This is a genomic window from Streptomyces hesseae, from assembly GCF_031845785.1.
Lineage (GTDB): Bacteria > Actinomycetota > Actinomycetes > Streptomycetales > Streptomycetaceae > Streptomyces > Streptomyces hesseae.
On sequence record NZ_JAVRFI010000007.1, the window covers coordinates 200692 to 223635 of the forward strand.

At 71.2% G+C, this 22944-nt stretch carries 18 protein-coding genes and 1 riboswitch; of the genes, 5 read left to right on the plus strand and 13 right to left on the minus strand.

Going from position 1 to position 22944, the window contains the following annotated elements; genetic code table 11:
- Positions 1-57: 57 nt before the first annotated feature.
- The 4 genes from RM609_RS14230 to RM609_RS14245 form a co-directional block, all read right to left on the minus strand.
- Entirely contained in the window at positions 58-774 is a 717-nt protein-coding gene (locus RM609_RS14230; RefSeq protein ID WP_311610942.1) for a GntR family transcriptional regulator, read from the minus strand.
- A gap of 191 nt (positions 775-965) precedes the next feature.
- Positions 966-1769, minus strand: coding sequence for a M23 family metallopeptidase (locus tag RM609_RS14235; protein ID WP_311610944.1), 804 nt, complete (start codon positions 1767-1769; stop codon positions 966-968).
- Positions 1770-1782: 13 nt separating this feature from the next.
- Positions 1783-1937, minus strand: a riboswitch (cyclic di-AMP (ydaO/yuaA leader).
- 225 nt (positions 1938-2162) lie between these two features.
- A complete protein-coding gene (locus tag RM609_RS14240) occupies positions 2163-3530 on the minus strand; it encodes a M16 family metallopeptidase (RefSeq protein WP_311611081.1) in 1368 nt (455 codons plus the stop codon).
- A 41-nt stretch (positions 3531-3571) separates the two neighbouring features.
- Positions 3572-4921, minus strand: coding sequence for a M16 family metallopeptidase (locus tag RM609_RS14245; RefSeq protein ID WP_311611082.1), 1350 nt, complete (start codon positions 4919-4921; stop codon positions 3572-3574).
- Between the two features lie 222 nt (positions 4922-5143).
- On the opposite strand from RM609_RS14245, the gene RM609_RS14250 reads away from it, so the two are divergent.
- A complete protein-coding gene (locus tag RM609_RS14250) occupies positions 5144-7600 on the plus strand; it encodes a DNA gyrase/topoisomerase IV subunit A (RefSeq protein WP_311610945.1) in 2457 nt (818 codons plus the stop codon).
- An 83-nt stretch (positions 7601-7683) separates the two neighbouring features.
- Here RM609_RS14250 and RM609_RS14255 read toward each other — a convergent pair whose 3' ends face one another.
- A complete protein-coding gene (locus RM609_RS14255) occupies positions 7684-8760 on the minus strand; it encodes a CobW family GTP-binding protein (RefSeq protein WP_311610946.1) in 1077 nt (358 codons plus the stop codon).
- A 162-nt stretch (positions 8761-8922) separates the two neighbouring features.
- Between RM609_RS14255 and RM609_RS14260 the strand changes: the two genes are divergently transcribed.
- Positions 8923-9861: a ferredoxin family protein gene (locus RM609_RS14260; RefSeq protein WP_311610947.1), complete on the plus strand. Its 939-nt coding sequence runs from the start codon at positions 8923-8925 to the stop codon at positions 9859-9861.
- On the opposite strand, the gene RM609_RS14265 is transcribed toward RM609_RS14260, so the two are convergent.
- From RM609_RS14265 to RM609_RS14275, 3 genes are all read right to left on the minus strand, one after another.
- Positions 9845-10888 (minus strand): ABC transporter substrate-binding protein, encoded by a 1044-nt coding sequence (locus RM609_RS14265; protein WP_311610949.1) that lies wholly within the window; start codon positions 10886-10888, stop codon positions 9845-9847. The two genes, RM609_RS14260 and RM609_RS14265, sit on opposite strands and share 17 nt — an antisense overlap.
- 65 nt (positions 10889-10953) lie before the next feature.
- Positions 10954-11820: an ABC transporter permease gene (locus RM609_RS14270; RefSeq protein ID WP_311610950.1), complete on the minus strand. Its 867-nt coding sequence runs from the start codon at positions 11818-11820 to the stop codon at positions 10954-10956.
- Positions 11810-12679: an ABC transporter ATP-binding protein gene (locus RM609_RS14275; RefSeq protein WP_311610952.1), complete on the minus strand. Its 870-nt coding sequence runs from the start codon at positions 12677-12679 to the stop codon at positions 11810-11812. Before RM609_RS14275 ends, RM609_RS14270 begins: the two co-directional genes overlap by 11 nt.
- Before the next feature lie 243 nt (positions 12680-12922).
- Here RM609_RS14275 and RM609_RS14280 point away from each other — a divergent pair, with 243 nt between their 5' ends.
- Positions 12923-14548, plus strand: coding sequence for a sensor histidine kinase (locus RM609_RS14280; protein ID WP_311610954.1), 1626 nt, complete (start codon positions 12923-12925; stop codon positions 14546-14548).
- On the plus strand, positions 14545-15222 hold the full coding sequence (locus tag RM609_RS14285) for a response regulator (RefSeq protein WP_311610955.1): 678 nt from the start codon (positions 14545-14547) through the stop codon (positions 15220-15222). Before RM609_RS14280 ends, RM609_RS14285 begins: the two co-directional genes overlap by 4 nt.
- Positions 15223-15237: 15 nt before the next feature.
- Here the strand turns inward: RM609_RS14285 and RM609_RS14290 are convergent, their stop codons facing one another.
- The 3 genes from RM609_RS14290 to RM609_RS14300 form a co-directional block, all read right to left on the minus strand.
- A complete protein-coding gene (locus RM609_RS14290; RefSeq protein ID WP_311611083.1) occupies positions 15238-15912 on the minus strand; it encodes a response regulator transcription factor in 675 nt (224 codons plus the stop codon).
- 77 nt (positions 15913-15989) lie between these two features.
- Positions 15990-17153, minus strand: a complete 1164-nt coding sequence (locus tag RM609_RS14295) for a sensor histidine kinase (protein WP_311610957.1) — start codon at positions 17151-17153, stop codon at positions 15990-15992.
- Positions 17154-17292: 139 nt separating this feature from the next.
- Positions 17293-19413: a DNA gyrase/topoisomerase IV subunit B gene (locus RM609_RS14300; protein WP_311610958.1), complete on the minus strand. Its 2121-nt coding sequence runs from the start codon at positions 19411-19413 to the stop codon at positions 17293-17295.
- Positions 19414-19843: 430 nt separating this feature from the next.
- Between RM609_RS14300 and RM609_RS14305 the strand changes: the two genes are divergently transcribed.
- Positions 19844-20080, plus strand: a complete 237-nt coding sequence (locus RM609_RS14305; RefSeq protein ID WP_311610959.1) for a DUF7455 domain-containing protein — start codon at positions 19844-19846, stop codon at positions 20078-20080.
- A 169-nt stretch (positions 20081-20249) separates the two neighbouring features.
- Here RM609_RS14305 and RM609_RS14310 read toward each other — a convergent pair whose 3' ends face one another.
- Positions 20250-21230, minus strand: a complete 981-nt coding sequence (locus tag RM609_RS14310; protein WP_311610960.1) for a S1 family peptidase — start codon at positions 21228-21230, stop codon at positions 20250-20252.
- A gap of 142 nt (positions 21231-21372) precedes the next feature.
- Complete coding sequence (locus RM609_RS14315) at positions 21373-22920, minus strand: RNA polymerase sigma factor (RefSeq protein WP_311610961.1); 1548 nt, start codon at positions 22918-22920, stop codon at positions 21373-21375.
- Positions 22921-22944: the final 24 nt, after the last annotated feature.

The following is a 22944-nucleotide window of genomic DNA, read 5'->3' on the forward strand; positions in this document are numbered from 1 at the left end:
GGCCGGGGACCGCCACGAATTCCCGGCCGCTATTCCTCCAGGAATAGCGGGCCCTTGTTAAGAACGGACGCCCGCCGTGTTTACGGGCTGTTTCGGCGGATGGACGCGGTCGCCGCCGGTCCGCCGCAGCAGGAATTCACCGGGTGAACGGCCGGCCCGTACGGCGGCCAGCTCCCGGGCGCGCTCCACGTCCCCGCGGGCCACCGCGTCCACCAGCGCCCCGCACGCCTCCCAGGTCTCCAGCGGCCGGACCACGGGCCCCGGGGCGTACACCCAGGCGATCTTGCGGCGCAGCTGGGTCAGGAGCCCGGCGACCGAGGGGCTGCCGGACGCCTGGGCGAGCGTCTCGTCGAACCAGTCGCCGAGCTGACGCAGTTCGGCGCAACGGCCCGCGCGGGCCCGCTCCTGACCCAGCCTGACCAGGCCCCGCAACACCTTGAGATGGGCCTCGGAGCGCCGCTGCGCGGCCTTGGCGGCGCCCAGCGGCTCCAGCAGGGCCCGGATGTCGAGAAGGTCGGCGGCCTCGCGCTCGGTGGGTTCGGCGACACAGGCGCCGGCGTGCCGGCGGGTGGTCACGAAGCCCTCGGAGGCGAGGGTGCGCAGCGCCTCGCGCACGGGCACCCGGGAGACGCCGTAGCGGCGGGCGAGGATTTCCTCGATGAGCCGGCTGCCCGGCGGGAAAGCGCCGGAGACGATGTCGTCGCGGATGGCGGTGCACACCGCGTGCGTGGAAATACGACGGCTCTCGCGCGGCCCTTCGCCGTCGCCGCTCACGTACGGCCCCGCATGGGTCTACCTCCGCCTCATGCTTCAATCCCCCTGCAGCACGGCCGATTGACGTCCGTTCGGCGACTCTATGGCAATCCCGGGCGTTTTCCGATGGTGCCGCCGCTTCATGGATATTTTTTGGCCAACACGAAGGCCCCGGCCTGGGGCCGGGGCCTTTCGGAAGTCGTCGCGCGTCGTTACAGGTTGACGCCGTGCGCGGCCATGTAGGCGATCGGGTCGATGTCCGAGCCGTAGGTGGGGGCCGTGCGGGCCTCGAAGTGCAGGTGCGGGCCGGTGACGTTGCCGGTGGCGCCGGAGAGGCCGATCTGCTGGCCCGGGGTGACCGACTGACCGACGGAGACGTCGATGGAGGACAGGTGGCCGTACTGGGTGTACGTGCCGTCGGCCATCTGGATGACGACGTTGTTGCCGTAGGCGCCGCCCCAGCCGGCCTCGACGATGGTGCCCATGCCCACCGCGTGGACGGAGGTGCCGGTCTCGGCGTGCATGTCGATGCCGGTGTGGCTGCCGGAGGACCACAGGCCGCTGGAGGCCTTGTAGGCGGTGGAGACGTAGGAGCCGTCGATGGGGCTCACGAAGGTGCCGAGGCGCTTGCGCTCCTCGTCGCGGGCGGCCTTCTCCTTGGCGGCGCGCTCCTCCTCGGCCTTGCGCTTGGCCTCTTCGTAACGCTGCTTGGCCTGGACAGCCTTCTGCTTGGCGCTCTCCTCGGCCTGGAGGCGGGCGGCGGCCTCGTCGGCGGCGCTGCGCTGGGACTCGGCCTGGGCGTCGACGTGCTCGGCCATGACGTCGCCGATGACGACGGCCTGGGTCAGGCCGGTGTCCTCGGGGCGCTGGGCGTCGTCGGAGGCGGCGAAGGCCGGGGCGGCGACACCGGCGACGACGCCGGCGGCCGTCAGGGTGGCTATGCCCGCCACATTGGCGCTGACGCGCGCGGCGCGGCTCGGACGACGGTGCTTCCCGGTGGCACGGGTGAACGCCATGTCTGCGGCTGTTCCTTTCCTTCCCTCTCGCCTACCGGGTTAGCTGACGGGTTCGGAGCAGGAAGGTCTCCTACGGATCCCTCGTGAGAGGGGCCCGATTCACCCCAGGGACGTTTGGGTCCCCGGCTCCCCTCGGCTCGCGCCTCGGGAACTCGGCGATGGCTGCCCGGGGGCCGCGGTCGCGGCTCCGATAGGCGGGCTGCCGGGCCTGACGCTAATCGGCGTCAGATTCGAACAGCAAACAGAAGTGGGGTTTTATGACGTACGCCACACGACCAACATGCAACCTCCGCCTGAAAGCGGACATAAGCGAGGCGCATGGGTCACAACGGACCCATGCGCCAACGCTGCCCCGGCGCAGCGTGGCCGCCGCGCCGGGGTGGTGAGTCGCCGTCAGGCGGGGATGACCGTCACCGGGCCGATGCCCAGGGCCTTGACGGGCTCGGCGATCTCGGCGGCGTCACCGACGAGGACGGTGACGAGGCGGTCGGCCGGGAAGGCGCTCACGACGGCCGCCGTGGCCTCCACCGTGCCGGCCTGCGCGAGGCGTTCGTACAGCCGCGCCTGGAAGTCGTCCGGCAGGTACTGCTCGACCTGGTCGGCGAAGGTCGCGGCGACGGCCGCGGCCGTCTCGTACTTCAGCGGCGCGACACCGACCAGGTTCTGCACGGCGACGTCGCGCTCGGCCTCGGTCAGGCCCTCCGCCGCCAGGGTGCGCAGCACGGTCCACAGATCCTGGAGCGCGGGGCCGGTGTTGGGGGTGTCCACGGAGCCGCTGATGGCGAGCATGGCCGTGCCCGTCCCGTCGGGGGCGGAGAGCAGCACCTGGCCGAAGGAGCGCACGCCGTAGGTGTAGCCCTTCTCCTCGCGCAGGACGCGGTCCAGGCGGGAGGTGAGGGTGCCGCCGAGGCAGTAGGTGCCGAGGATCTGGGCGGGCCAGATGCTCGCGTGCCGGTCGGGGCCGGTACGGCCGATGAGGAGCTGCGTCTGCACGGCGCCGGGCCGGTCCACGATGACGACGCGGCCGGTGTCGTCGGCGGTGACGGCCGGCACGGGCAGCGGCTCGACGGTGGTGCCGGTCCAGGTGCCCAGGGACTCCGCCAGGGTCCGGTCGAGGTCGATGCCGGTGAAGTCGCCGACGATCGCCACGGTGGTGGTGGCGGGGCGGACATGGGCCTCGTAGAAGGACCGGACCGCCGCGGCGTCGACGCGCTCGACGGTCTCCTGCGCGCCCTGACGGGGGCGGGACATCCGGGAGTCGGCCGGGAAGAGCTCGGCGGCCAGCGCCATGGCCGCCCGGCGGGCCGGGTTGGCCAGCTCGTGCGGGATCTCGTCCAGGCGGTTGTCGACCAGGCGCTCGATCTCGCTGTCCGGGAAGGCCGGGGCGCGCAGGGCGTCGGCGAGCAGGCCCATGGCCTTGCCCAGCCGGGAGGCCGGGACCTCCAGGGAGAGCCGGACACCGGGGTGGTCGGCGTGGGCGTCGAGGGTGGCGCCGCAGCGCTCCAGCTCGGCGGTGAACTCCTCGGCGCTGAGCTTGTCGGTGCCCTCGGAGAAGGCGCGCGCCATGATCGTGGCGACGCCGTCCAGGCCCTCGGGCTCGGCGGCCAGCGGCGCGTTCAGGACGACGTCGACGGCGACGACCTGCTGGCCGGGGCGGTGGCAGCGCAGCACGGTCAGCCCGTTGGGGAGCAGGCCGCGCTCGGGTGCGGGGAAGGCCCAGGGGGTGGCGGTGCCGGGCCGGGGCTGCGGGTGGAAGTCCATCGAGGCCTTCACGGTCTGGGTGCTCGCGGCTGCGGCGTCGCTCACCGGTCCGCCTCCTCTTCCTGGTTCTCGCCGGCGGCGTCGGTGCCGGACTGGGGCGTGGGCTCGTACACCAGCACGGCGCGGTTGTCGGGGTGCAGCCGGGCCTTGGCGACCTCCTGCACCTCCCCGGGGGTGATGTCCAGGACGCGCTGAACGGCGGTCAGGGCGAGCTGGGGGTCGCCGAAGAGCACGGCGAAGCGGCAGAGCTCGTCCGCGCGGCCGCTGACGGTGGCCAGCCGGTCCAGCCACTCGCGCTCCAGCTGGGCCTGGGCGCGCTCCATCTCCTCGGGCGTCGGGCCCTCGGCCGCGAAGCGGGCGAGCTCGTCGTCGACGGCGGCTTCGATCGCGGAGACCTCCACGCCGCCGGACGCCTTGACGTCCAGCCAGCCGAGCGAGGGGGCGCCTGCCAGGCGCAGCAGGCCGAAGCCGGCCGCGACGGCGGTGCGGTCGTGCCGGACCAGGCGGTTGTGCAGACGGGAGGACTCGCCGCCGCCGAGGATGGTCAGCGCCAGGTCGGCGGCGTCACCCTCGCGCGTGCCGTCGTGGGGCAGGCGGTAGGCGGCCATCAGGGCGCGGGAGGGCACCTCCTCGCGGACGACCTCGCGCAGCTGCTCGCCGATGGTGTCGGGCAGCCGGCCGTCGCGCGGGGGCTGCTTGGCGTCGTGCGCCGGGATGGAGCCGAAGTACTTCTCGATCCAGGCGAGCGTCTGCTCGGGGTCGATGTCGCCGACGACCGACAGGACCGCGTTGCCCGGCGCGTAGTAGGTGCGGAAGAAGGCGCGCGCGTCCTCCAGGGAGGCGGCGTCCAGGTCGGCCATGGAACCGATGGGCGTGTGGTGGTACGGGTGGCCGTCGGGGTAGGCCATGGCCGTCAGCTTCTCGAAGGCCGTGCCGTAGGGCACATTGTCGTACCGCTGGCGGCGCTCGTTCTTGACGACGTCGCGCTGGTTCTCCATCGACTCGTCGTCGAGGGCGGTGAGCAGTGAGCCCATCCGGTCGGCCTCGAGCCACAGGGCCAGCTCCACCTGGTGGGTGGGCATGGTCTCGAAGTAGTTGGTGCGCTCGAAGCTGGTGGTGCCGTTGAGCGAGCCGCCCGCGCCCTGGACCAGCTCGAAGTGGCCGTTGCCCTTGACCTGGGCCGAGCCCTGGAACATCAGGTGCTCGAAGAGGTGGGCGAGGCCGGTACGGCCCTTGACCTCATGGCGCGAGCCGACGTCGTACCAGAGGCAGACCGCGGCGACGGGGGTCAGGTGGTCCTCGGAGAGGATCACCCGCAGGCCGTTGGCCAGGCGGTGCTCGGTCGCTGTCAGGCCGCCGGAGCCGGCCTGTTGCGTGGCCGTGTGACCCATGGGCATGTACGTCCCTTCGATCTCTTGAGATCCCGCGGTGCCTCGCGACGACTCGCGTGATGAACAGTCCTGTCACTGTATGCAAGCGCGCTGACATCTGGCGAAGTTCCCGAACCGCCGGGGATGCCCCGGACGGGTCGCGGTCGGCGTTGTCGGTGGCTCGGTCCACAATGGTCCGCGTCAGAACCGCCTCGGCAATCGATCGAAGGAGCAGCAGCCGCGATGGCCCGCCGCAGCACGAAGACCCCGCCGCCGGAAGAGTTCGAGGAGCGCATCCTCGACATCGACGTCGTCGACGAGATGCAGGGCTCCTTCCTCGAGTACGCGTACTCCGTCATCTACTCCCGTGCCCTGCCCGACGCCCGGGACGGCCTCAAGCCGGTCCAGCGCCGCATCCTCTTCCAGATGAACGAGATGGGCCTGCGGCCCGAGCGGGGGCATGTGAAGTGCGCCCGGGTCGTCGGCGAGGTGATGGGCAAGCTCCATCCGCACGGCGACGCCTCGATCTACGACGCCCTGGTGCGCATGGCGCAGCCCTTCTCCATGCGGCTGCCCCTGGTGGACGGCCACGGCAACTTCGGCTCGCTGGGCAACGACGACCCGCCCGCGGCCATGCGTTACACCGAGGCCCGGATGGCGGCGCCGACGTCGCTGATGACGGACTCGATCGACGAGGACACCGTCGATTTCACGCCGAACTACGACGGCAGCGAGCAGGAGCCGGTGGCCCTCCCGGCCGCCTATCCGAACCTGTTGGTCAACGGTTCGTCCGGCATCGCGGTCGGCATGGCGACGAACATGCCGCCGCACAACCTCGGCGAGGTCGTCGCCGCCGCCCGGCACCTGATCCGGCACCCGGGCGCCGACCTCGACACCCTGATGAAGTTCGTCCCGGGCCCCGATCTGCCCACGGGCGGCCGCATCGTCGGCCTGAGCGGGATCCGCGACGCGTACGAGACCGGCCGCGGCACGTTCAAGATCCGCGCCACGGTCTCCGTGGAGAACGTCACGGCCCGCCGCAAGGGCCTGGTCGTCACGGAGCTGCCGTTCGCGGTCGGCCCGGAGAAGGTCGTCTCCAAGATCAAGGACCTGGTCGGTTCCAAGAAGCTCCAGGGCATCGCCGACGTCAAGGACCTCACCGACCGCGCCCACGGCCTGCGCCTGGTCATCGAGATCAAGAACGGCTTCAACCCCGAGGCCGTCCTGGAGCAGCTCTACAAGCTGACGCCGATGGAGGAGTCCTTCGGCATCAACAACGTGGCGCTCGTCGACGGGCAGCCGCTGACGCTGGGCCTCAAGGAGCTGCTGGAGGTCTATGTCGACCACCGCTTCGAGGTGGTCCGCCGACGCAGCGAGTTCCGGCGTGGCAAGCGGCGCGACCGGCTGCATCTGGTCGAGGGTCTGCTGGTGGCGCTCGTCGACATCGACGAGGTCATCCAAATCATTCGATCGAGCGACAACGCCGCGGCCGCCAAGGCGTCACTCGTGGAGCGCTTCTCCCTCTCCGAGGTGCAGACCCAGTACATCCTCGACACCCCGCTGCGCCGCCTGACCAGGTTCGACCGGATCGAGCTGGAGTCGGAGCGCGACAAGCTCACCGCGGAGATCGCCGAGCTGACCCGGATCCTGGAGTCGGACGCGGAGCTCCGCAAGCTCGTCTCGGCGGAACTGGCGGACGTGGCGAAGCGGTTCGGCACCGACCGGCGCACGGTGCTGCTGGAGTCGGCGGGCACGCCGGCCTCGGCGGTGCCGCTGAAGGTCGCGGACGACCCGTGCCGGGTGCTGCTGTCCTCCACCGGCCTCCTGGCCCGTACGGCCACGGGTGAGCCGGTGGACGCCTCGGCCGACGCCAAGCGCGTGAAGCACGACGTGATCGTCTCGGCCGTCCCGGCGACGGCCCTGGGCGAGGTGGGCGCGGTGACCTCCGACGGGCGGCTGCTGCGGCTGCGGGTGATCGACCTGCCGCAGCTGCCGGAGACGGCGGCCCCGCCGAACCTGGCGGGCGGCGTCCCGGTGTCGGAGTTCCTGTCGCTGGCGGACGGCGAGCGCCTGGTCTGTCTGACCACGCTCGACGAGTCCTCCCCGGGCCTGGCCATCGGCACGGAGCAGGGCGTGGTCAAGCGCGTGGTCCCGGACTATCCGGCCAACAAGGACGAGCTGGAGGTCATCGCCCTCAAGGACGGCGACACCATCGTCGGCGCCGTCGAGCTGCGCACGGGCGAGGAGGACCTGGTCTTCATCACGGACGACGCGCAGTTGCTGCGCTACCAGGCCTCGCAGGTGCGGCCGCAGGGCCGCCCGGCGGGCGGCATGGCAGGCGTCAAGCTGTCGCCGGACGCGAAGGTCATCTCCTTCACGGCCGTCGACCCCGCGGAGGACGCGGTGGTGTTCACGGTCGCGGGTGCCCGGGGCGGGCTGCCGGGCGCGGCCTCCGAGGGCACGGCGAAGGCGACGCCGTTCGACCAGTACCCGCGCAAGGGCCGGGCCACGGGCGGTGTGCGCTGCCAGCGCTTCCTCAAGGGCGAGGACTGCCTCGTCCTGGCCTGGGCGGGCGCAGCCCCGGCGCGGGCCGCGACGGACGCCGGCCTGCCCGCCGAACTGCCGGCCCCCGACCCGCGCCGTGACGGTTCGGGTACGCCGCTGCCGAAGCCGGTGGCCGTGGTGGCCGGCCCGGTGTAGACCCTCCTGGGCCGGGGGTACGCGCGGGCCTGGCGCGTACCCCCGGCTCGTACGCGCCTCAAGCCCGTAGGCCCGTACGCGCGTCAGGCCTGCGCGTAGCGCAGTACGCCCCACATGCTGTGCTCCTCGGCGGCCTCCGGTGCCGTGTCCCGGCAGGCTTCGAGGCCCTCCTTCAGGGCACCGGCGTCGATGCCCCTGCCGATCATCACCAGCTGTGTGACGCGCTCCTCGGAACGGCCCCAGGGCGACCGGTAGAAGCGCAGGAAGTCGCCCACCGCGTGCACGGTGAACTTGTCGCGATGGCCCGTCACGCCGAAGTGGACGAAGCCCTTCATGCGGTAGAGGCCCTCGGGCCTGCTGTCGAGGAAGTCCATGAGCCGCCGGGGGTTCATGGGGGCGTCGGAGCGGAATTCGACGCTCTCGTAGCCGGAGTGGAGATGGCCGCCGTGGCCGCACCGCTCCCCGCAGTGGTCACCGTGCTCGTGGTCATGCTCGTGCTCGTCGTCCGTGAGGAGGAGGTCCTCGAAGGAGAGCTGGCGCACGGCCTCCAGATGGTCCTCGCGGGGCTTGCGGTCGAAGAGCATCTCCGGGTCGATCCGCCCATGGGAGACCGGGACGACGGGAGTGCCCGGGGCCAGCCCGGTGAGCGTCTCCAGCAGGCTCTCGCGGGCCTCGTCCCCGATCCGGTCGGCCTTGTTGAGGACCACGAGGTCGGCGATGCCCACATGCCGGTCGAGCTCCGGGTGGCGTTCGCGCGTCGCCGCGAACTCCGCCGCGTCGACCACCTCGACCAGCCCGCCGTAGACGACGCTGTCGTTGTCGCTGGCCAGGATCATCCGGATGATCTCCTGGGGCTCGGCCAGCCCGCTCGCCTCGATGACGATCACGTCGATACGGGCCGCCGGGCGGGCCAGCCGGTCCAGGAAGCCGTCCAGCTCGCTGGTGTCCACCGCGCAGCACAGGCAGCCGTTGCCGAGGGAGACCATGGAATCCACCTGGCCGGCGACGCTCATCGCATCGATCTCGATCTTGCCGAAGTCATTGACGACCGCCCCGATCCGGGTGCCTCCGCTGCGCCGCAGGAGGTGGTTGAGCAGGGTCGTCTTGCCCGATCCGAGGAATCCCGCCAGCACGATGACCGGAATCTGTCGCTTGGCCAAGGAAGAGCCTCCATCGTCGGTCCACTGCGGCGGACGGACCGGGATCCACCGCCCGACCCAGGATAGGAGGGTCCGGACGATCGTCCGCATATCGTCGGCTCGTCCTACGAACGAACCGGCTCGGCGCGCAGGACCGTCCCCGGTCAGGTTAGGCTCACCTACGTGAGCACGTGCGCGACCGCCTCCCTACAGCTGACCGAGCCGCTGGCCGGTACCGCCGCACCGGCGCGGACCTGGCTGCTGATCGAGCAGCCCGGCCCGTGGGGTGCGAACGCCCTCACCTCCAGCCACCTCGACCCCGCCGTCGGCCGTGCCCTCGACGAGGCGGCCGCAGGCACCGGTGTGCGGATCGCCCTGATCCGCCGCCCGGGACGGCACGCGGACTGCCATGAGCCGTCCCTCCAGCGGATCTTCGTGGCCCACACCGCGCCCGGCCGCTCCTGGATCCGTACGACCGCCCTCGCCGACCCGGCCGCGCTGCCGGCGCTGGACCTCGCGGCGCTCGGCGCGGGCGAGCACGGCGGGCTGTGGGAGTCGTACGACGGGGATCCCCTCGCCCTGGTGTGCACCAACGGCAAGCGCGACCGCTGCTGTGCCCTGCTGGGCCGTCCGCTCGCCGCCGAGCTGGCCGCAGCGGGAGGCACGGAGGTCTGGGAGGTCACCCACATCGGTGGCCACCGCTTCTCCCCCACCCTGTTCGTCCTGCCCTACGGCTACGCCTACGGGCGGGCCACCGCGCACGCCGTCAAGGAAGCCCTGGAGGCGGCGCGCGACGGCCGGATCATCACCGCGCACTGCCGGGGCCGCTCCGCCTGGGAACGCCCCGGGCAGGCCGCCGAGCTGGCAGTCCGCGCGCTGACCGGCGAGGAGGGCGCGGACGCCCTGGACGTCACCGGTACCGAGGGGGCCGCGCCCCGCTGGTCCGTGACCGTCGCGCACACGGACGGCCGCGCCTGGCGGGTCGAGGTCGAGCAGGGCGCGGCGGAGCCGCCCCGCCCCGAGAGCTGCGGCCGGGCACTGGGCACACCGGCCCGGATGGACGTCGTCGCCGTCGTCCCGCTGGCCGCCGCCCGGCCGGCCGGCCTCAGCCGGCCTTCTTGACGAACTCCGTGGTGTAGGTCTTCGCCAGGTCCACGGAGGCGTTCTTGAGGTTCGGGTTGAAGGACTTGAGCACCTGGAGGACGGTCTTCGGCCCGTCGGCGGGCATCACGCCGTCCTTGGTGAACATCGGCAGGGTGCTGCGGATCGACTTCACGTACAGGTCCTTGCCGCCCTTGGCGTAGTCGGCGGGCATCTGCGCCGCGATCTCCTCGGGCGTGTGCTCGGACATCCACTTGAGGGTCTTCACCATGGCGTTGGCGAGCTTCTGGACGGTCTCCTTGTTGCTGTTCACCCAGTCGCTGCTCATGTAGAGGCTCGACGCGGGGTAGAGGCCGCCGAGGGCCGCCTTGGAGCCCTCCGGGGTGCGCATGTCGACGAGGACCTTGCCGAGGTTCTTGTCCAGGACCTGGGCGACGGTCGGGTCGGTGGTCATGCCGCCGTCGATGGCGCCCTTCTCCAGCGCGGAGAGGAAGGTCTGTCCCGCGCCGACCGCCACGGGCGTCACATCGCTGACGTCCACGCCGTTCTTCACCGCCAGGTACTTGGTGAGGAAGTCGGTGGACGAGCCGAGTCCGGTCACGCCCAGCTTCTTCCCCTTGAAGTCCTTGGGGGAGACGATGTCGCCCGCCGCCTTGGTGGAGACGACCTCCACCTCGCCCGGCGTCTGGGCGAGTTGCACCACCGACTCCACCTTCTTGCCCTTGACCTGGAGGTCGAGGGTGTGGTCGTAGAAGCCCACGACGCCCTGGACGTCATTGGAGAGCAGGGAGGTCGTGGCCTGGACGCCGGCGGGCTCGCTCAGGAGCTTGACCGTCACGCCCTCCTGCTGGAAGTAGCCGAGGCGCTGGGTGAGCACCGCCGGCAGGTAGATGACCTTGTCCAGGCCACCGACCATGATCTTTACGACGTCCCCCTTGAGGGACTCGCTGCCGGAGGTGTCGGCCGACGACTCGTCGGCGCAGCCGGAGAGGGACAGGCACATCGCTCCGGCGACGACCAGTGCGGAGAGCTTGGCGGACGTACGCATTTTCCGTTCCTTACGGTCGGGTCGGGGGGTGAAACGGGTGGTGCGCGGTGGGGATGAGGGGGCGGTCAGCGCTCGCCGGACGCGGCGGGCTTCCAGCGGAAGAGCCGCTTCTCCGCGAAGGTCAGCAGGCCCTCGGCGAGGAGCGCGACGACGGCGAGGATGGCCATCGCCGCGTACACCCCGGCCGTGTTGAAGGTGCCCTGGGAGGCGGCGACGAGCAGGCCGATGCCCTTGGACGCGCCGAGGTACTCGCCGACGATCGCGCCGATCAGCGCGAAACCGAAGCTGACGTGCAGACTGGTGAAGATCCACGAGGTGGCGGCGGGGATGACGACCTGGAAGGTCACCCGGCGGTCGCTCGCGCCCAGGATGCGGGCGTTGGCGACCAGGTTGCGGTCCACTTCGCGGGCGCCCTGGAAGGCGTTGAAGAAGACGGGGAAGAAGACCAGCACTACGGCCGAGGCGACTTTGGAGGCGATCCCCAGGCCGAACCAGATCACGAAGATCGGCACGAGGACGATCCTGGGCAGCGCGTTGAGCACCTTGATGAACGGGCCGAGGACGTCGGCGAGGAAGCGGACCCGGCCGAGGGCGATGCCGAGGACCACACCGGCCGTCACTCCCACGACCCAGCCGAGCAGGGCCTCGTAGAGCGTGTAGGCGATCTGCTCGCCGAGCGAGCCCTGCGGGGTGCCGTGGAGGGTCCACTGGACGGCCTGGTCCCAGATCCTCGACGGCATCGAGAAGTTGAAGGCGTCGATGACCTCGGTACGGGCCAGCACCTCCCAGGCGCCCAGCAGAACGGCGAGGAGCAGGACGCGCGCGGTAAGAACCCGCAGCTTGTGGTTGCGCGCCGCCCGTGCCCGCGCTTCCGTGCGCCCCTGGGGGCGCTTTTGCGTGACGACGGTGGCGGAGATGGACTCAGGCGACATGAGCGGCACCCCTTTCCCGGGTGATACGGACTTCCTCGCCGAGGGAGGACCAGATCTCCCGGTAGATCTCGATGAACCGGGGCTCCAGGCGTACGGCTTCGACGCTCCGGGGGCGGGGCAGGTCGATGGGGAAGATCTCCTTGACGGTGGCCGGCCCGGCCGTCATCACGACGACCTTGTCGGCGAGCGCGATGGCCTCTTCCAGGTCGTGGGTGACGAAGACGACGGAGGCCGCCCGGCCGTCGGGGCGCGAACCGCCCCACAGCTCCAGGAGCTCGTCCGACATCAGCGCCCGGGTCTGTACGTCCAGCGCCGAGAACGGCTCGTCCATCAGCAGGATCTCCGGGTCGCCCACGAAGGTCTGGGCGAGGGCCACGCGCTTGCGCTGGCCGCCGGAGAGCTGGTGCGGATAGCGGTCCTCGAACGCCGCGAGCCCCACCCGGCCCAGCCAGTCACGGGCCCGTTCGCGCGCCTCCGTCTTCGGCACGCCCCGGAAGCGCGGGCCGGCCATCACGTTCGACAGCACGGTCCGCCAGGGGAAGACCGCGTCCTGCTGGAAGACGAAGCCGACCTCGGGCCGGATGCCGGTCACGGGCTCGCCGCCCACCAGCACCTCGCCCTCGGTGGGCTCCTCCAGGCCGCTCACCAGCGTGAGCGTGGTGGACTTGCCGCAGCCGGTCGGGCCGACGACCGCCACGAACTCCCCCTGGGCGACGGTGAGGTCGAGATCGCGTACGGCCGTGTGGTCCGCCCCCGAGGGGGTGCGGAACACCTTGGTCGCGCCGCGCAGCTCGATCGCCGGCGCCACGGCCGGCCGTGGCGTGCCGCCGGGGTTCTCCCCTGGGTTGCCGCTGTTCATAGGGCGCCTCCGCTCCTGGGTGTCCGGTCCCGCCGCCCGTGCGGGACGACCGGTGCTGGAGGCTAGAAGTGGCCTGCGCCACAGCGGCAGTCTTGTGTGCGCTGTGCGACTTCAGCGTACGAAGCCTGTTCTGCTCGTTTTGCTCGCGATAGAACAACGAAAGTGACACGGGGGTGACACAAGAGGCCATCGTCCGGCTACGTTCGGTACACACCCTTGGCCCGGAAGCGAAAGGCTCTCTCCATGCGCCCCCGGTTGCCCCGGCGCGTCTTCGCCCAGGCCCTGTCCGTCCAGCTGCTGATCACCACCGGTGTCACCGCGCTGACCGCCGGTCTCTTCCTCGCACCCCTGGGCGCCCAGCTGGACGAGCAGGCCGAACGCCGCGCGCTGGCCATCGCCGAGGCGGCCGCCGCCCAGCCCGGGCTCGCCCATGACATCCTGGCCGGGCCGCCGAGCCCCGACGGACCGGTGCAGACCGCCGCCGAGCGCATCCGTCTGGCGACGGACGCCAGTTACGTCGTGGTCGTCGACACCCAGGGCATCCGCTACTCCCACACCACACCCGCCGAGATCGGCCGCCATGTCAGCACCGATCCCGGCCCGGCACTGGCCGGGCGCGAGTGGACGGGCATCGAGAACGGCACCCTGGGCCGCTCGGCGCGCGGCAAGGTGCCGCTGCGCGGACCGGAGGGCGCGATCGTGGGCGCCGTCTCGGTCGGCATCGCCTACGACGACGTGCGCGACGTCCTGCTGCACGCCCTGCCCGGCATCCTCACCAACGCGGGAACGGCGCTCGCGGTCGGCGCGCTGGCGGCCCTGGCCGTCTCCTGGCGACTGCGTAAACGCACCCGCGGCATCGCGCTGTCGGAAATCGCCGCCCTCCTCGACGAGCGCGAGGCCATCCTCCACGGCATTCGCGAGGGGGTGGTGGCCCTCGACCGGAAAGGCAGGGTCCGGCTCGTCAACGACGAGGCGCGGCGGCTGCTGGGCTTCGGCCCGGACGCCCTCGGCCGGCCACTGGACATCCTCCTCCCGCCCGGCCGGACCACCGATGTGCTGGCGGGCCGGGTGACCGGCACGGACCTGCTCACCGTCCGGGACGGCCGGGTGCTGGTCGTCAACCGGATGGACACCGCCGACGGCGGAACCGTGGCCACGCTCCGCGACCGTACGGAACTCGAGCAGCTGGGCCGCGAACTGGACGGCACCCGGGGGCTGACGGAGGCGCTGCGCGCCCAGGACCACGAGCACGCCAACCGGCTGCACACCCTCGTCGGGCTGCTGGAACTGGAGATGTACCAGGAGGCCGTCGACTTCGTGGCCGAGGTGACCGGAGCACACCGGGCCACCGCCGAACAGGTCACCGAGCGGGTCCACGAACCGCTGGTCAGCGCCCTGTTGGTGGGCAAGAGCGCGGTCGCCGCGGAGCGCGGGGTGGCGCTGCGGGTGAGCGAGGAGTCGGATCTGCCGGGCCGGGTGGTGGAGCCGGGGGACCTCGTCACCGTGCTCGGCAACCTCGTGGACAACGCCCTGGACGCCGCCGGGAACTACCGGCCGGACGCCTTTGTGGAGGTCGGGATCCGGGCGGAGGGCACGACGGCCGTGGTCACCGTCTCCGACAACGGCCCCGGCGTCCCGGAGGAGGCCCGCGAACTGGTCTTCGCCGACGGCTGGTCCACCAAAAAGGCAGCGCCCAACCGCCCCCGGGGACTGGGCCTCTCGCTCGTACGGCGCCTCGCCGAACGGTACGGCGGCTCGGCCCGCGCGGGTGAACGGGACGACGGCGGCGCGGCGTTCACCGTGGAGCTGCCGGACGCCCTCCACCCCTTGGCGTCGGGCGCACGATCCCTCGAAGGAGTGAGCAGATGATCGAGGTCCTGGTCGTGGACGACGACTTCCGCGTCGCCGAGATCAACGCCGCGTATGTCATGCGCGTGCCGGGCTTCCGGGTGCGGGCCACGGCCCACAACGCCGCGCAGGCGCTGGCGCTGCTGGAGCGCGGGGGCATCGACCTGGTACTCCTCGACCACTATCTGCCGGACGAGAGCGGGCTGTCGCTGATCCGCCGCATCCGGGAGCTCGGCCACCACACGGACGTCATCATGGTCACCGCGGCCCGTGACGTGGCGACCGTGCAGACGGCCATGCGCTACGGCGCGCTTCAGTATCTGGTGAAGCCGTTCACCTTCCCGGGGCTGCGGGTGAAGCTGGAGGCGTACGCGCGGCTGCGGCGGACCCTGGCGGGCGCCGAGGAGGCGGAGCAGGACCAGGTCGACCGGATCTTCGGCACCCTGCGCACCGCCGCCGTCACCACGCCCCTGCCCAAGGGCCATTCGGCGCCGACGGCCGACCTGATCCGCCGGGTGCTCTCGGACGCCTCGCAGCCGCTGTCGGCACACGAGGTGGCGGAGCGCTCGGGGCTGAGCCGGTCGACCGCCCAGCGGTATCTCAAGCGGCTGGAGGAGTCGGGCAGGCTCAGCCTGACGCTCAAGTACGGCGAGACGGGCCGCCCCGAGCATCGCTATGCCTGGTCAGGGCGGTGACACTCCATCGGCTCGTCAGGACATGGAGGTCTCCGGTGGCCGCGCGATGCCGTGCCGGAAGGCGTAGCGCACGGCCTGGGCCCGGTCGCGCACCCCGGTCTTGGCGAAGAGGTTGTTGATATGGGTCTTCACCGTCGCGGTGCTGACCTGGAGGCGGCGGGCGATCTCACCGTTGGACAGGCCCTCGGCGACGAGTGAGAGGACTTCCGCCTCACGTGCCGTCAGCCCGTCCGGAAGCTCGCGCGGAGGCCACGGCGCCATCGTCGGACGCTGGACCGCTCCCGCGGAAAGGCGCTCCAGCAGCCGCAGTTGCACCTTCGGGGACAGCCCCGCCTCCCCCGACATCACATGCTCGACGGCCCGTACGATCTCCTCCCCGCCGGCGTCCTTGGTGAGGTAGCCGCGCGCGCCGGCCCGCAACGCGGGAAAGAGCGAGTCGTCGTCGGCGTAGGTCGTCAGGATCACGACCTGGGTGGCCGGGTACTCGGCACGGATCCGCCGGGTGGCCTCCACACCGTCGCACCGTGGCATCCGCAGATCCATCAGCACCACATCGGGCGCGTGCTCGGCCACCAGCCGTACCGCTTCCAGCCCGTCAGCCGCCGAACCCACGACCTCGATCCCCGGCAGCAGCCCCAGCAGTATGACGATCCCCTCGCGCACCACGGTCTGGTCGTCGGCGACCACCACCCGCGCGGCCCGTGGCCCCCCGCTCCCCTCCCCTGCGGCGCCCCCCGGCCCGCTCGCTCCGCCGCTCGTACCGCCCGTCACGCGGGCACCCTCAGACACACCACAAAGCCCTCCTGGTCCGATCCGGCCGGCCCGGCCTCCAGCGTGCCGCCGAGCAGTTCGGCGCGCTCCCTCATCCCGAGCAGACCGTACCCGGCGCCGGTGACCGCCAGCCCTTCGACCGTGCCCACCGCTCCGCTGTCCTTCACCCAGAGCTCCACCTCTCGCTCCAGATAGGTGAACCGCATCTCCACCCGAGCGCCGGGAGCGTGCTTGCGCACATTGGTGAGCGCCTCCTGCGCGACCCTCCGCACGGCCAGCCCCGCTTCCGCGGGCAGCCCGCGCGGCTCCCCCGCCATCTCCAGCCGCGCCCCCTCGACCGCCGCGACCTCCCGCAGGAACTCCTCCACCGGTGTGAGCTCTCCCCGCAGGGCGGACAGCGCCTGCCGCGTCTCGGCCAGGCCCTGGCGCGCCATGCCCCGGGCCGCCGACACCCGCTCCAGGATTTGCCGGCGGTCCGCGCCGCCCTCGATCAGCAGCCGGGCCGCCTCCAGATGCACCAGCTGGGCGGAGAGGCTGTGCGCCAGCACATCGTGTATCTCCCGGGCGATACGGGCGCGCTCGGCCAGCGCCGCCGACTCCGCCTCGGCCCGCCGGGCGGCCCGCTCCTGGGCCAGCAACCGGAACCCGGCGCCGCGGGCCTCCTCGTCCAGCCGCAGCGAGTACCCGATCAGCAGCACACCCACGACCGTCACCGCGATCGTCACCGGCCGCTCGTGGGTGACCAGCGCGTATGCCCCCAGGCACACACCGGCGAAGGCCACCCCCGCGCCCAGGGGCAGCCGCTCCACGGCGATGGCGGCGGTGACGCACCACAGCCCCGTCACCGCGGCGTGCGACCCGGCCGCCTGGGCGGCCACCCCCATCAGCGCCGGCACGCCCAGCAGCGCGACGGAGGGCCACAGCCGCATGGCGAGCGTCGTCAGATAGCACCCCCGCACGGCGGCGGCGCAGAGCAGGAAGCCGGCCGCGAGCGCGGCGTACCCCCAGCCGTGGAAGACGTCCTCGCGGAGCACCCCCCACAGGAAGGCGCCCACCAGGACGACGCGCACCACCCACGTCATCACCCGGCGCCGCCGGGGCACTCCCACCCCGGCGAGCGCCTCGCGGGCGGGCCATTCGGTCCAGTTCTCGATCGCCACGCGACCCACGCTACGGAGTCGGCTCCCGGCGCGTATCGGAGCACGGGTGGGTCCCGGGTGGATCCCGGGTGGAGATGTCCTCTCCACCCGGGGGTGGACGTCGGGCGTGTCGCCCTCGTATGTGCCGCCCGCCGGGCCGTCAGGCGTCGATGCGCGAGCGGTCCAGCGTGGCGGCGGAGTTGGTGATGAACTCCTTGCGCGGCGCGACCTCATTGCCCATCAGCAGGTCGAAGGCGCGCTCGGCGGCCTCCAGGTCACTGATGTTGATCCGGCGCAGGGTGCGGTGACGGGGGTCCATCGTGGTCTCGGCGAGCTGGTCGGCGTCCATCTCACCCAGACCCTTGTAGCGCTGGATGCTCTCCTTGTAGCGGGCGCCCTTGCGGTCCAGCTCCATGAGCGTCTGCCGCAGCTCGCTGTCGGAGTAGGTGTAGATGTACTTGTCCTGCCCCTTCTTGGGGTGCGTCAGCTCCACCCGGTGCAGCGGGGGCACCGCCGAGAAGACCCGGCCCTCCTCCACCATCGGCCGCATGTAGCGCTGGAACAGCGTCAGCAGCAGACAGCGGATGTGCGCGCCGTCTACATCGGCGTCGGCGAGGAAGATCACCTTCCCGTACCGCGCGGCGTCGATGTCGAACGTGCGGCCGGACCCGGCTCCTATCACCTGGATGATCGCGCCGCACTCGGCGTTCTTCAGCATGTCCGAGACCGAGGACTTCTGGACGTTGAGGATCTTGCCGCGGATCGGCAGCAGAGCCTGGAACTCCGAGTTCCGCGCCAGCTTGGCCGTACCGAGGGCCGAGTCGCCCTCGACGATGAACAGCTCGCTGCGCTCGACGTCGTCGCTGCGACAGTCGGCCAGCTTGGCCGGCAGGGAGGAGGACTCCAGCGCCGTCTTCCGCCGCTGGGCCTCCTTGTGCTGGCGGGCGGCGATACGGGTGCGGGCCGCCGCGACGACCTTCTCCAGCACGGACCGGGCCTGCTGCTTGGCGTCGCGCTTGGTGGAGGTCAGGAACGCCTTGAGCTCCTTGGCGACCACGTTGGCGACGATCCGGTTGGCGGCCGAGGTGCCCAGCACCTCCTTGGTCTGCCCCTCGAACTGCGGCTCCGCCAGCCGGACGGTGACGACCGCCGTGAGCCCTTCCATGGCGTCGTCCTTGACGACGTCGTCCTCGGCGACCCGCAGCATCTTGGCCGACCGGAGCGCCTCGTTGACCGTCTTGGTGATCGACCGCTCGAACCCGGTGACGTGCGTACCGCCCTTGGGGGTGGCGATGATGTTGACGAAGGACTTCACCGTGGCGTCGTAGCCGGTGCCCCAGCGCAGGGCGATGTCCACGCCGAGCTCGCGGGTGACCTCGGTGGGGGTCATGTGGCCCCGGTCGTCGAGGACCGGCACGGTCTCCTTGAAGGTGCCCTGCCCGGACAGCCTCAGCACGTCGCAGACGGCCTTGTCCTGCGCGAGGAACTCGCAGAACTCGCTGATGCCGCCGTCGTAGCGGAACGTCTCCTCGGTGATCTCCCCGCCGTCCAGGGCCCGCTCGTCGCGGACGACGATCGTCAGCCCGGGCACCAGGAAGGCCGTCTGCCGGGCGCGCCCGTAGAGGTTGTCCAGGGAGAGCTTGGCGTCCTTGAGGAAGATCTGGCGGTCCGCCCAGTAGCGGACGCGGGTGCCGGTGCGGGCCTTGGCGACCTTCTTGCCCTTGAGCAGCCCGCCGGAGGGGTCGAAGGGGGCGTCCGGGCCCGACTCGGTGAAGATGCCGGGGACGCCCCGGCGGAAGCTGATCGAGTGGGTCCTGCTGTTCCGGTCGACCTCGACGTCCAGCCGCGCGGAGAGCGCGTTGACGACGGAGGCGCCGACACCGTGCAGACCGCCGGAGGCCGCGTACGAGCCGCCGCCGAACTTGCCGCCCGCGTGCAGCTTGGTCATCACGACCTCGACACCGGACAGCCCGGTCTTGGGCTCGACGTCCACGGGGATGCCGCGGCCGTTGTCCCGCACCTCCACCGACCCGTCGTCGTGGAGGATCACCTCGATGTGGTCGCAGAACCCGCCGAGGGCCTCGTCGACGGAGTTGTCGATGATCTCCCAGAGGCAGTGCATCAGGCCACGGCTGTCCGTCGAGCCGATGTACATGCCCGGCCGCTTCCGGACGGCCTCCAGGCCCTCGAGGACGAGCAGGTGCCGAGCGGTGTAGTTGGATCCGTCCCGGTCTGCCCCGGTCAGCAACGCAGTGGACGGCACGGACGTCTCGGCGGTCACGCGGTTCGCTCCTCGCTGAATTTCTGTCTGGCCCGAGTGGGGCACATGGGTGGCTCAGTTGCCGTTCAGAGGGTACCGAGGCCAGGTAGAGCCTTTGTGCCGCCACCCTTGAGAACAACCATGCTAATCGAGTTTCGATCACCTGTTCGATACCTCGATGGAGTGACATGCACATCACGTTCCCTTCGAGGCATGAACCATTTAGGCTCCGGGCACGTCCTCAAGAACAACCCGGCAAGCCGGCCGGGAGGACGACAACCCCCAGCGACGTGAAACCGTAAGCCCACGCAATACGGCTCATTCGCCGCCAAACGTCAAGATCCGGCCCCTCGGAAGGAAGTTTCGAGGAAAAGCCACGAGCGGGAACGTTTTCGGCCTGGTTGGATGTTGACCCTGGTACGACAGCTCGTCGAGCTAGAGAAGAGGCGACGTGACTACTGTTCTGACCCCCGCGAGCCCGCTGACGGCCGCTGACCGCTGCGACCGGTGCGGCGCTCAGGCTTACCTGCGCGTCGTTCTCATGAGCGGCGGTGAACTGCTCTTCTGCGCCCACCACGGCCGCAAGTTCGAGCCAGAACTCAAGAAGATCGCCGCGGAAATACAGGACGAGACGGAGCGGCTCACCGCCGTGCCGGCGTCGGCGTCCGCATCCGACGAGGACCGCTGAGTCCGCACGGTGCGGCGCTGACACATCGCATCCGACGACGAGCGAGGTCCGGCCGTCCAGGGCCGGACAGCCGCGGGCGGCCACCCCTGCCGGGGAGGCCGCCCGCTCTCGTACCCTCCTCCGGCTCCCGCCGCTCGGTGACGGCCCCGGCCTAGGACCCGTCGCGGCCTCAAGCCCATCGCGGCCTCCGGCCCGGCCGCTTCCCGGCCCCCGGAGCGGGCGGTGCCACCTGCGGGGACGCGGAGGGAGCGACCGACGGGGCCGGTGGCCGGACGGGCGGCGCCACGGGAGGCTGCGCGGGCGGCGGAGCGGCCGGTGGAGCGGCTCCCGGGGCCGGGTCGACACTGTGCGCCCAGACCAGCGCGGCGACGGCGGAGACGCGCGTATAGACCCCCGGACGGCCCGCCTGGGCGCAGCCGCTCCCCCAGGACACCAGCCCCACGAGGCGGCCCCGCGCCACCAGCGGGCCCCCGCTGTCGCCCTGGCAGGCGTCCCGCCCGCCGCGCGGCAGCCCCGCGCAGAGCATGGTCGACGGCTGGTAGACCCCTTCGGGGCCGCCCGGGTAGGCCTGCCGGCACATCCCGTCCTCCATGACGTACACCAGCGCCCCCCGCAGCGTGGGCGAGTAGGCGCCGTTGCCGAACATGTCGCCCCAGCCGTAGACGCCCGCCTCCGTGCCGGGCTTGTAGGCCGCGTCCCCCTCCTTCGCCATGGCGATCGGGGCCTTGTCGGTGACCGGTTCGGCCAGAGTGAGGACGGCGACGTCCCCGCCGTTGGTCTCGGGGTTGAAGGCGGGGTTGACCCAGGCGTCCTTGAGCGCGATCTCCTTCCCCGCCCCGCCGCGCAGGTCGTCACGCCCCACGATCACTCGTAGGTCCTTCGCCTCGGACATCTCGACGCCGAGGACCTCACGGCTGAGACAGTGGGCCGCCGTCACGACCGTCGTACGGCTCACCAGGGCGCCACCGCAGAACTGGCCCGACCGGACGGGGCCGAACCGCTCACGGCTCGCCAGAGCCACCGTCCAGGGCACGTCCGCGACCTTCACGGCCTGCCCGCCGATGATCCCGCGGTTTCCCGCCCGCACCGGGACGGGGGCCACCAGCAGCAGCACGGCCGTTCCGATCAGCGGGTACCTCAGGGCGCGCATACACAGCCTCCTGACGGAGCGAAGTTCTTTGCCTACCCAGCGTCACCCCGCACGCCGGTCACCGCATCCGGAGAACAGCGGGGCCCGGCTCCTCGGAAGAGGAACCGGGCCCCACGGCGATCGATCTATCGCTCTGTCAGGACTAGTCGAGGTAGTCGCGCAGCACCTGCGAACGCGACGGGTGACGCAGCTTCGACATCGTCTTGGACTCGATCTGGCGGATGCGCTCACGCGTCACCCCGTAGACCTTGCCGATCTCGTCGAGCGTCTTCGGCTGACCGTCGGTGAGACCGAAGCGCATCGAGACCACGCCGGCCTCGCGCTCGCTGAGGGTGTCCAGGACGGAGTGCAGCTGCTCCTGGAGGAGGGTGAAGCTGACCGCGTCGGCCGGCACGACCGCCTCGGAGTCCTCGATGAGGTCACCGAACTCGCTGTCGCCGTCCTCACCCAGAGGGGTGTGGAGGGAGATCGGCTCACGGCCGTACTTCTGGACCTCGATGACCTTCTCGGGGGTCATGTCGAGCTCCTTGGCCAGCTCCTCCGGGGTGGGCTCACGGCCCAGGTCCTGGAGCATCTGGCGCTGGACACGCGCGAGCTTGTTGATGACCTCGACCATGTGCACCGGGATACGGATGGTGCGGGCCTGGTCGGCCATCGCGCGCGTGATGGCCTGGCGGATCCACCAGGTCGCGTACGTGGAGAACTTGTAGCCCTTGGTGTAGTCGAACTTCTCCACCGCGCGGATCAGACCGAGGTTGCCCTCCTGGATCAGGTCCAGGAAGAGCATGCCGCGGCCGGTGTAGCGCTTGGCCAGGGAGACCACCAGACGGAGGTTGGCCTCCAGGAGGTGGTTCTTGGCGCGGCGGCCGTCCTCGGCGATGATCTCCAGCTCGCGCTTGAGCTTCGGGGCCAGCTTGTCGGCGTTCGCCAGCTTGTCCTCGGCGAAGAGACCGGCCTCGATGCGCTTGGCGAGCTCGACCTCCTGCTCGGCGTTGAGCAGGGGGACCTTGCCGATCTGCTTCAGGTAGTCCTTCACCGGGTCGGCGGTGGCGCCGGCCACCGCGACCTGCTGCGCCGGGGCGTCGTCCTCGTCCTCGTCGGACAGGACGAAGCCCTTGTTCTCGCCGCTCTCTTCCTCTTCTTCGCCCTTGCCCGGGGTGGGGGTCTCCTCGAGGAGGTCCTCGTCGAGGAGCTCGTCGGAGTCCTTCTTGGCGGCCGACTTCTTGGCCGTCGTCTTCTTGGCGGCGGTCTTCTTGGCCACCGTCTTCTTGGCCGTCGCCTTCTTGGCGGCGGTCTTCTTGGCGGGCGCCACGGCCTCGTCCGTCTCGTCGCCGTACGCGCCCTGGGCGGACGACGTGGAGACGGAGGACTGCCGCGCCGTGACCGTCTTGGAGGAGACGGCCTTGGTGGCGGTGCGCTTCGCCGGGCTCTTCGCTGCGACGCTCTTGCGGGTGCGCTTGGGCGCCTCTGCGGCACTGACCATCAGCGTCACACCCTCCTCGTCGAGGACCTGGTTGAGGCTGCGCAGAACGTTCTTCCACTGGGTTGGCGGAATCTGGTCAGCCTCGAAGGCCCGACGCACGTCGTCGCCGGCGATCTGCCCCTCGGCCTTTCCCTGCTCGATGAGCGCCATCAGAGACTCGGATTCGGCGATCTCCGGCGGGAGCGTACGGGATGTGCTGGCCGACACGAACAACCTCTCGGAACGATGGAA

Coding starts and splice junctions, on each gene's coding strand:
- RM609_RS14240 (WP_311611081.1), bottom strand. CDS start 3,530: ATGGACTTCCACCCGCAGCCCCGGCCCGGCACCGCCACCCCCTGGGCC.
- RM609_RS14265 (WP_311610949.1), bottom strand. CDS start 10,888: ATGCGTACGTCCGCCAAGCTCTCCGCACTGGTCGTCGCCGGAGCGATG.
- RM609_RS14285 (WP_311610955.1), top strand. CDS start 14,545: ATGATCGAGGTCCTGGTCGTGGACGACGACTTCCGCGTCGCCGAGATC.
- RM609_RS14310 (WP_311610960.1), bottom strand. CDS start 21,230: ATGCGCGCCCTGAGGTACCCGCTGATCGGAACGGCCGTGCTGCTGCTG.
- RM609_RS14235 (WP_311610944.1), bottom strand. CDS start 1,769: ATGGCGTTCACCCGTGCCACCGGGAAGCACCGTCGTCCGAGCCGCGCC.
- RM609_RS14250 (WP_311610945.1), top strand. CDS start 5,144: ATGGCCCGCCGCAGCACGAAGACCCCGCCGCCGGAAGAGTTCGAGGAG.
- RM609_RS14245 (WP_311611082.1), bottom strand. CDS start 4,921: ATGGGTCACACGGCCACGCAACAGGCCGGCTCCGGCGGCCTGACAGCG.
- RM609_RS14270 (WP_311610950.1), bottom strand. CDS start 11,820: ATGTCGCCTGAGTCCATCTCCGCCACCGTCGTCACGCAAAAGCGCCCC.
- RM609_RS14275 (WP_311610952.1), bottom strand. CDS start 12,679: ATGAACAGCGGCAACCCAGGGGAGAACCCCGGCGGCACGCCACGGCCG.
- RM609_RS14280 (WP_311610954.1), top strand. CDS start 12,923: ATGCGCCCCCGGTTGCCCCGGCGCGTCTTCGCCCAGGCCCTGTCCGTC.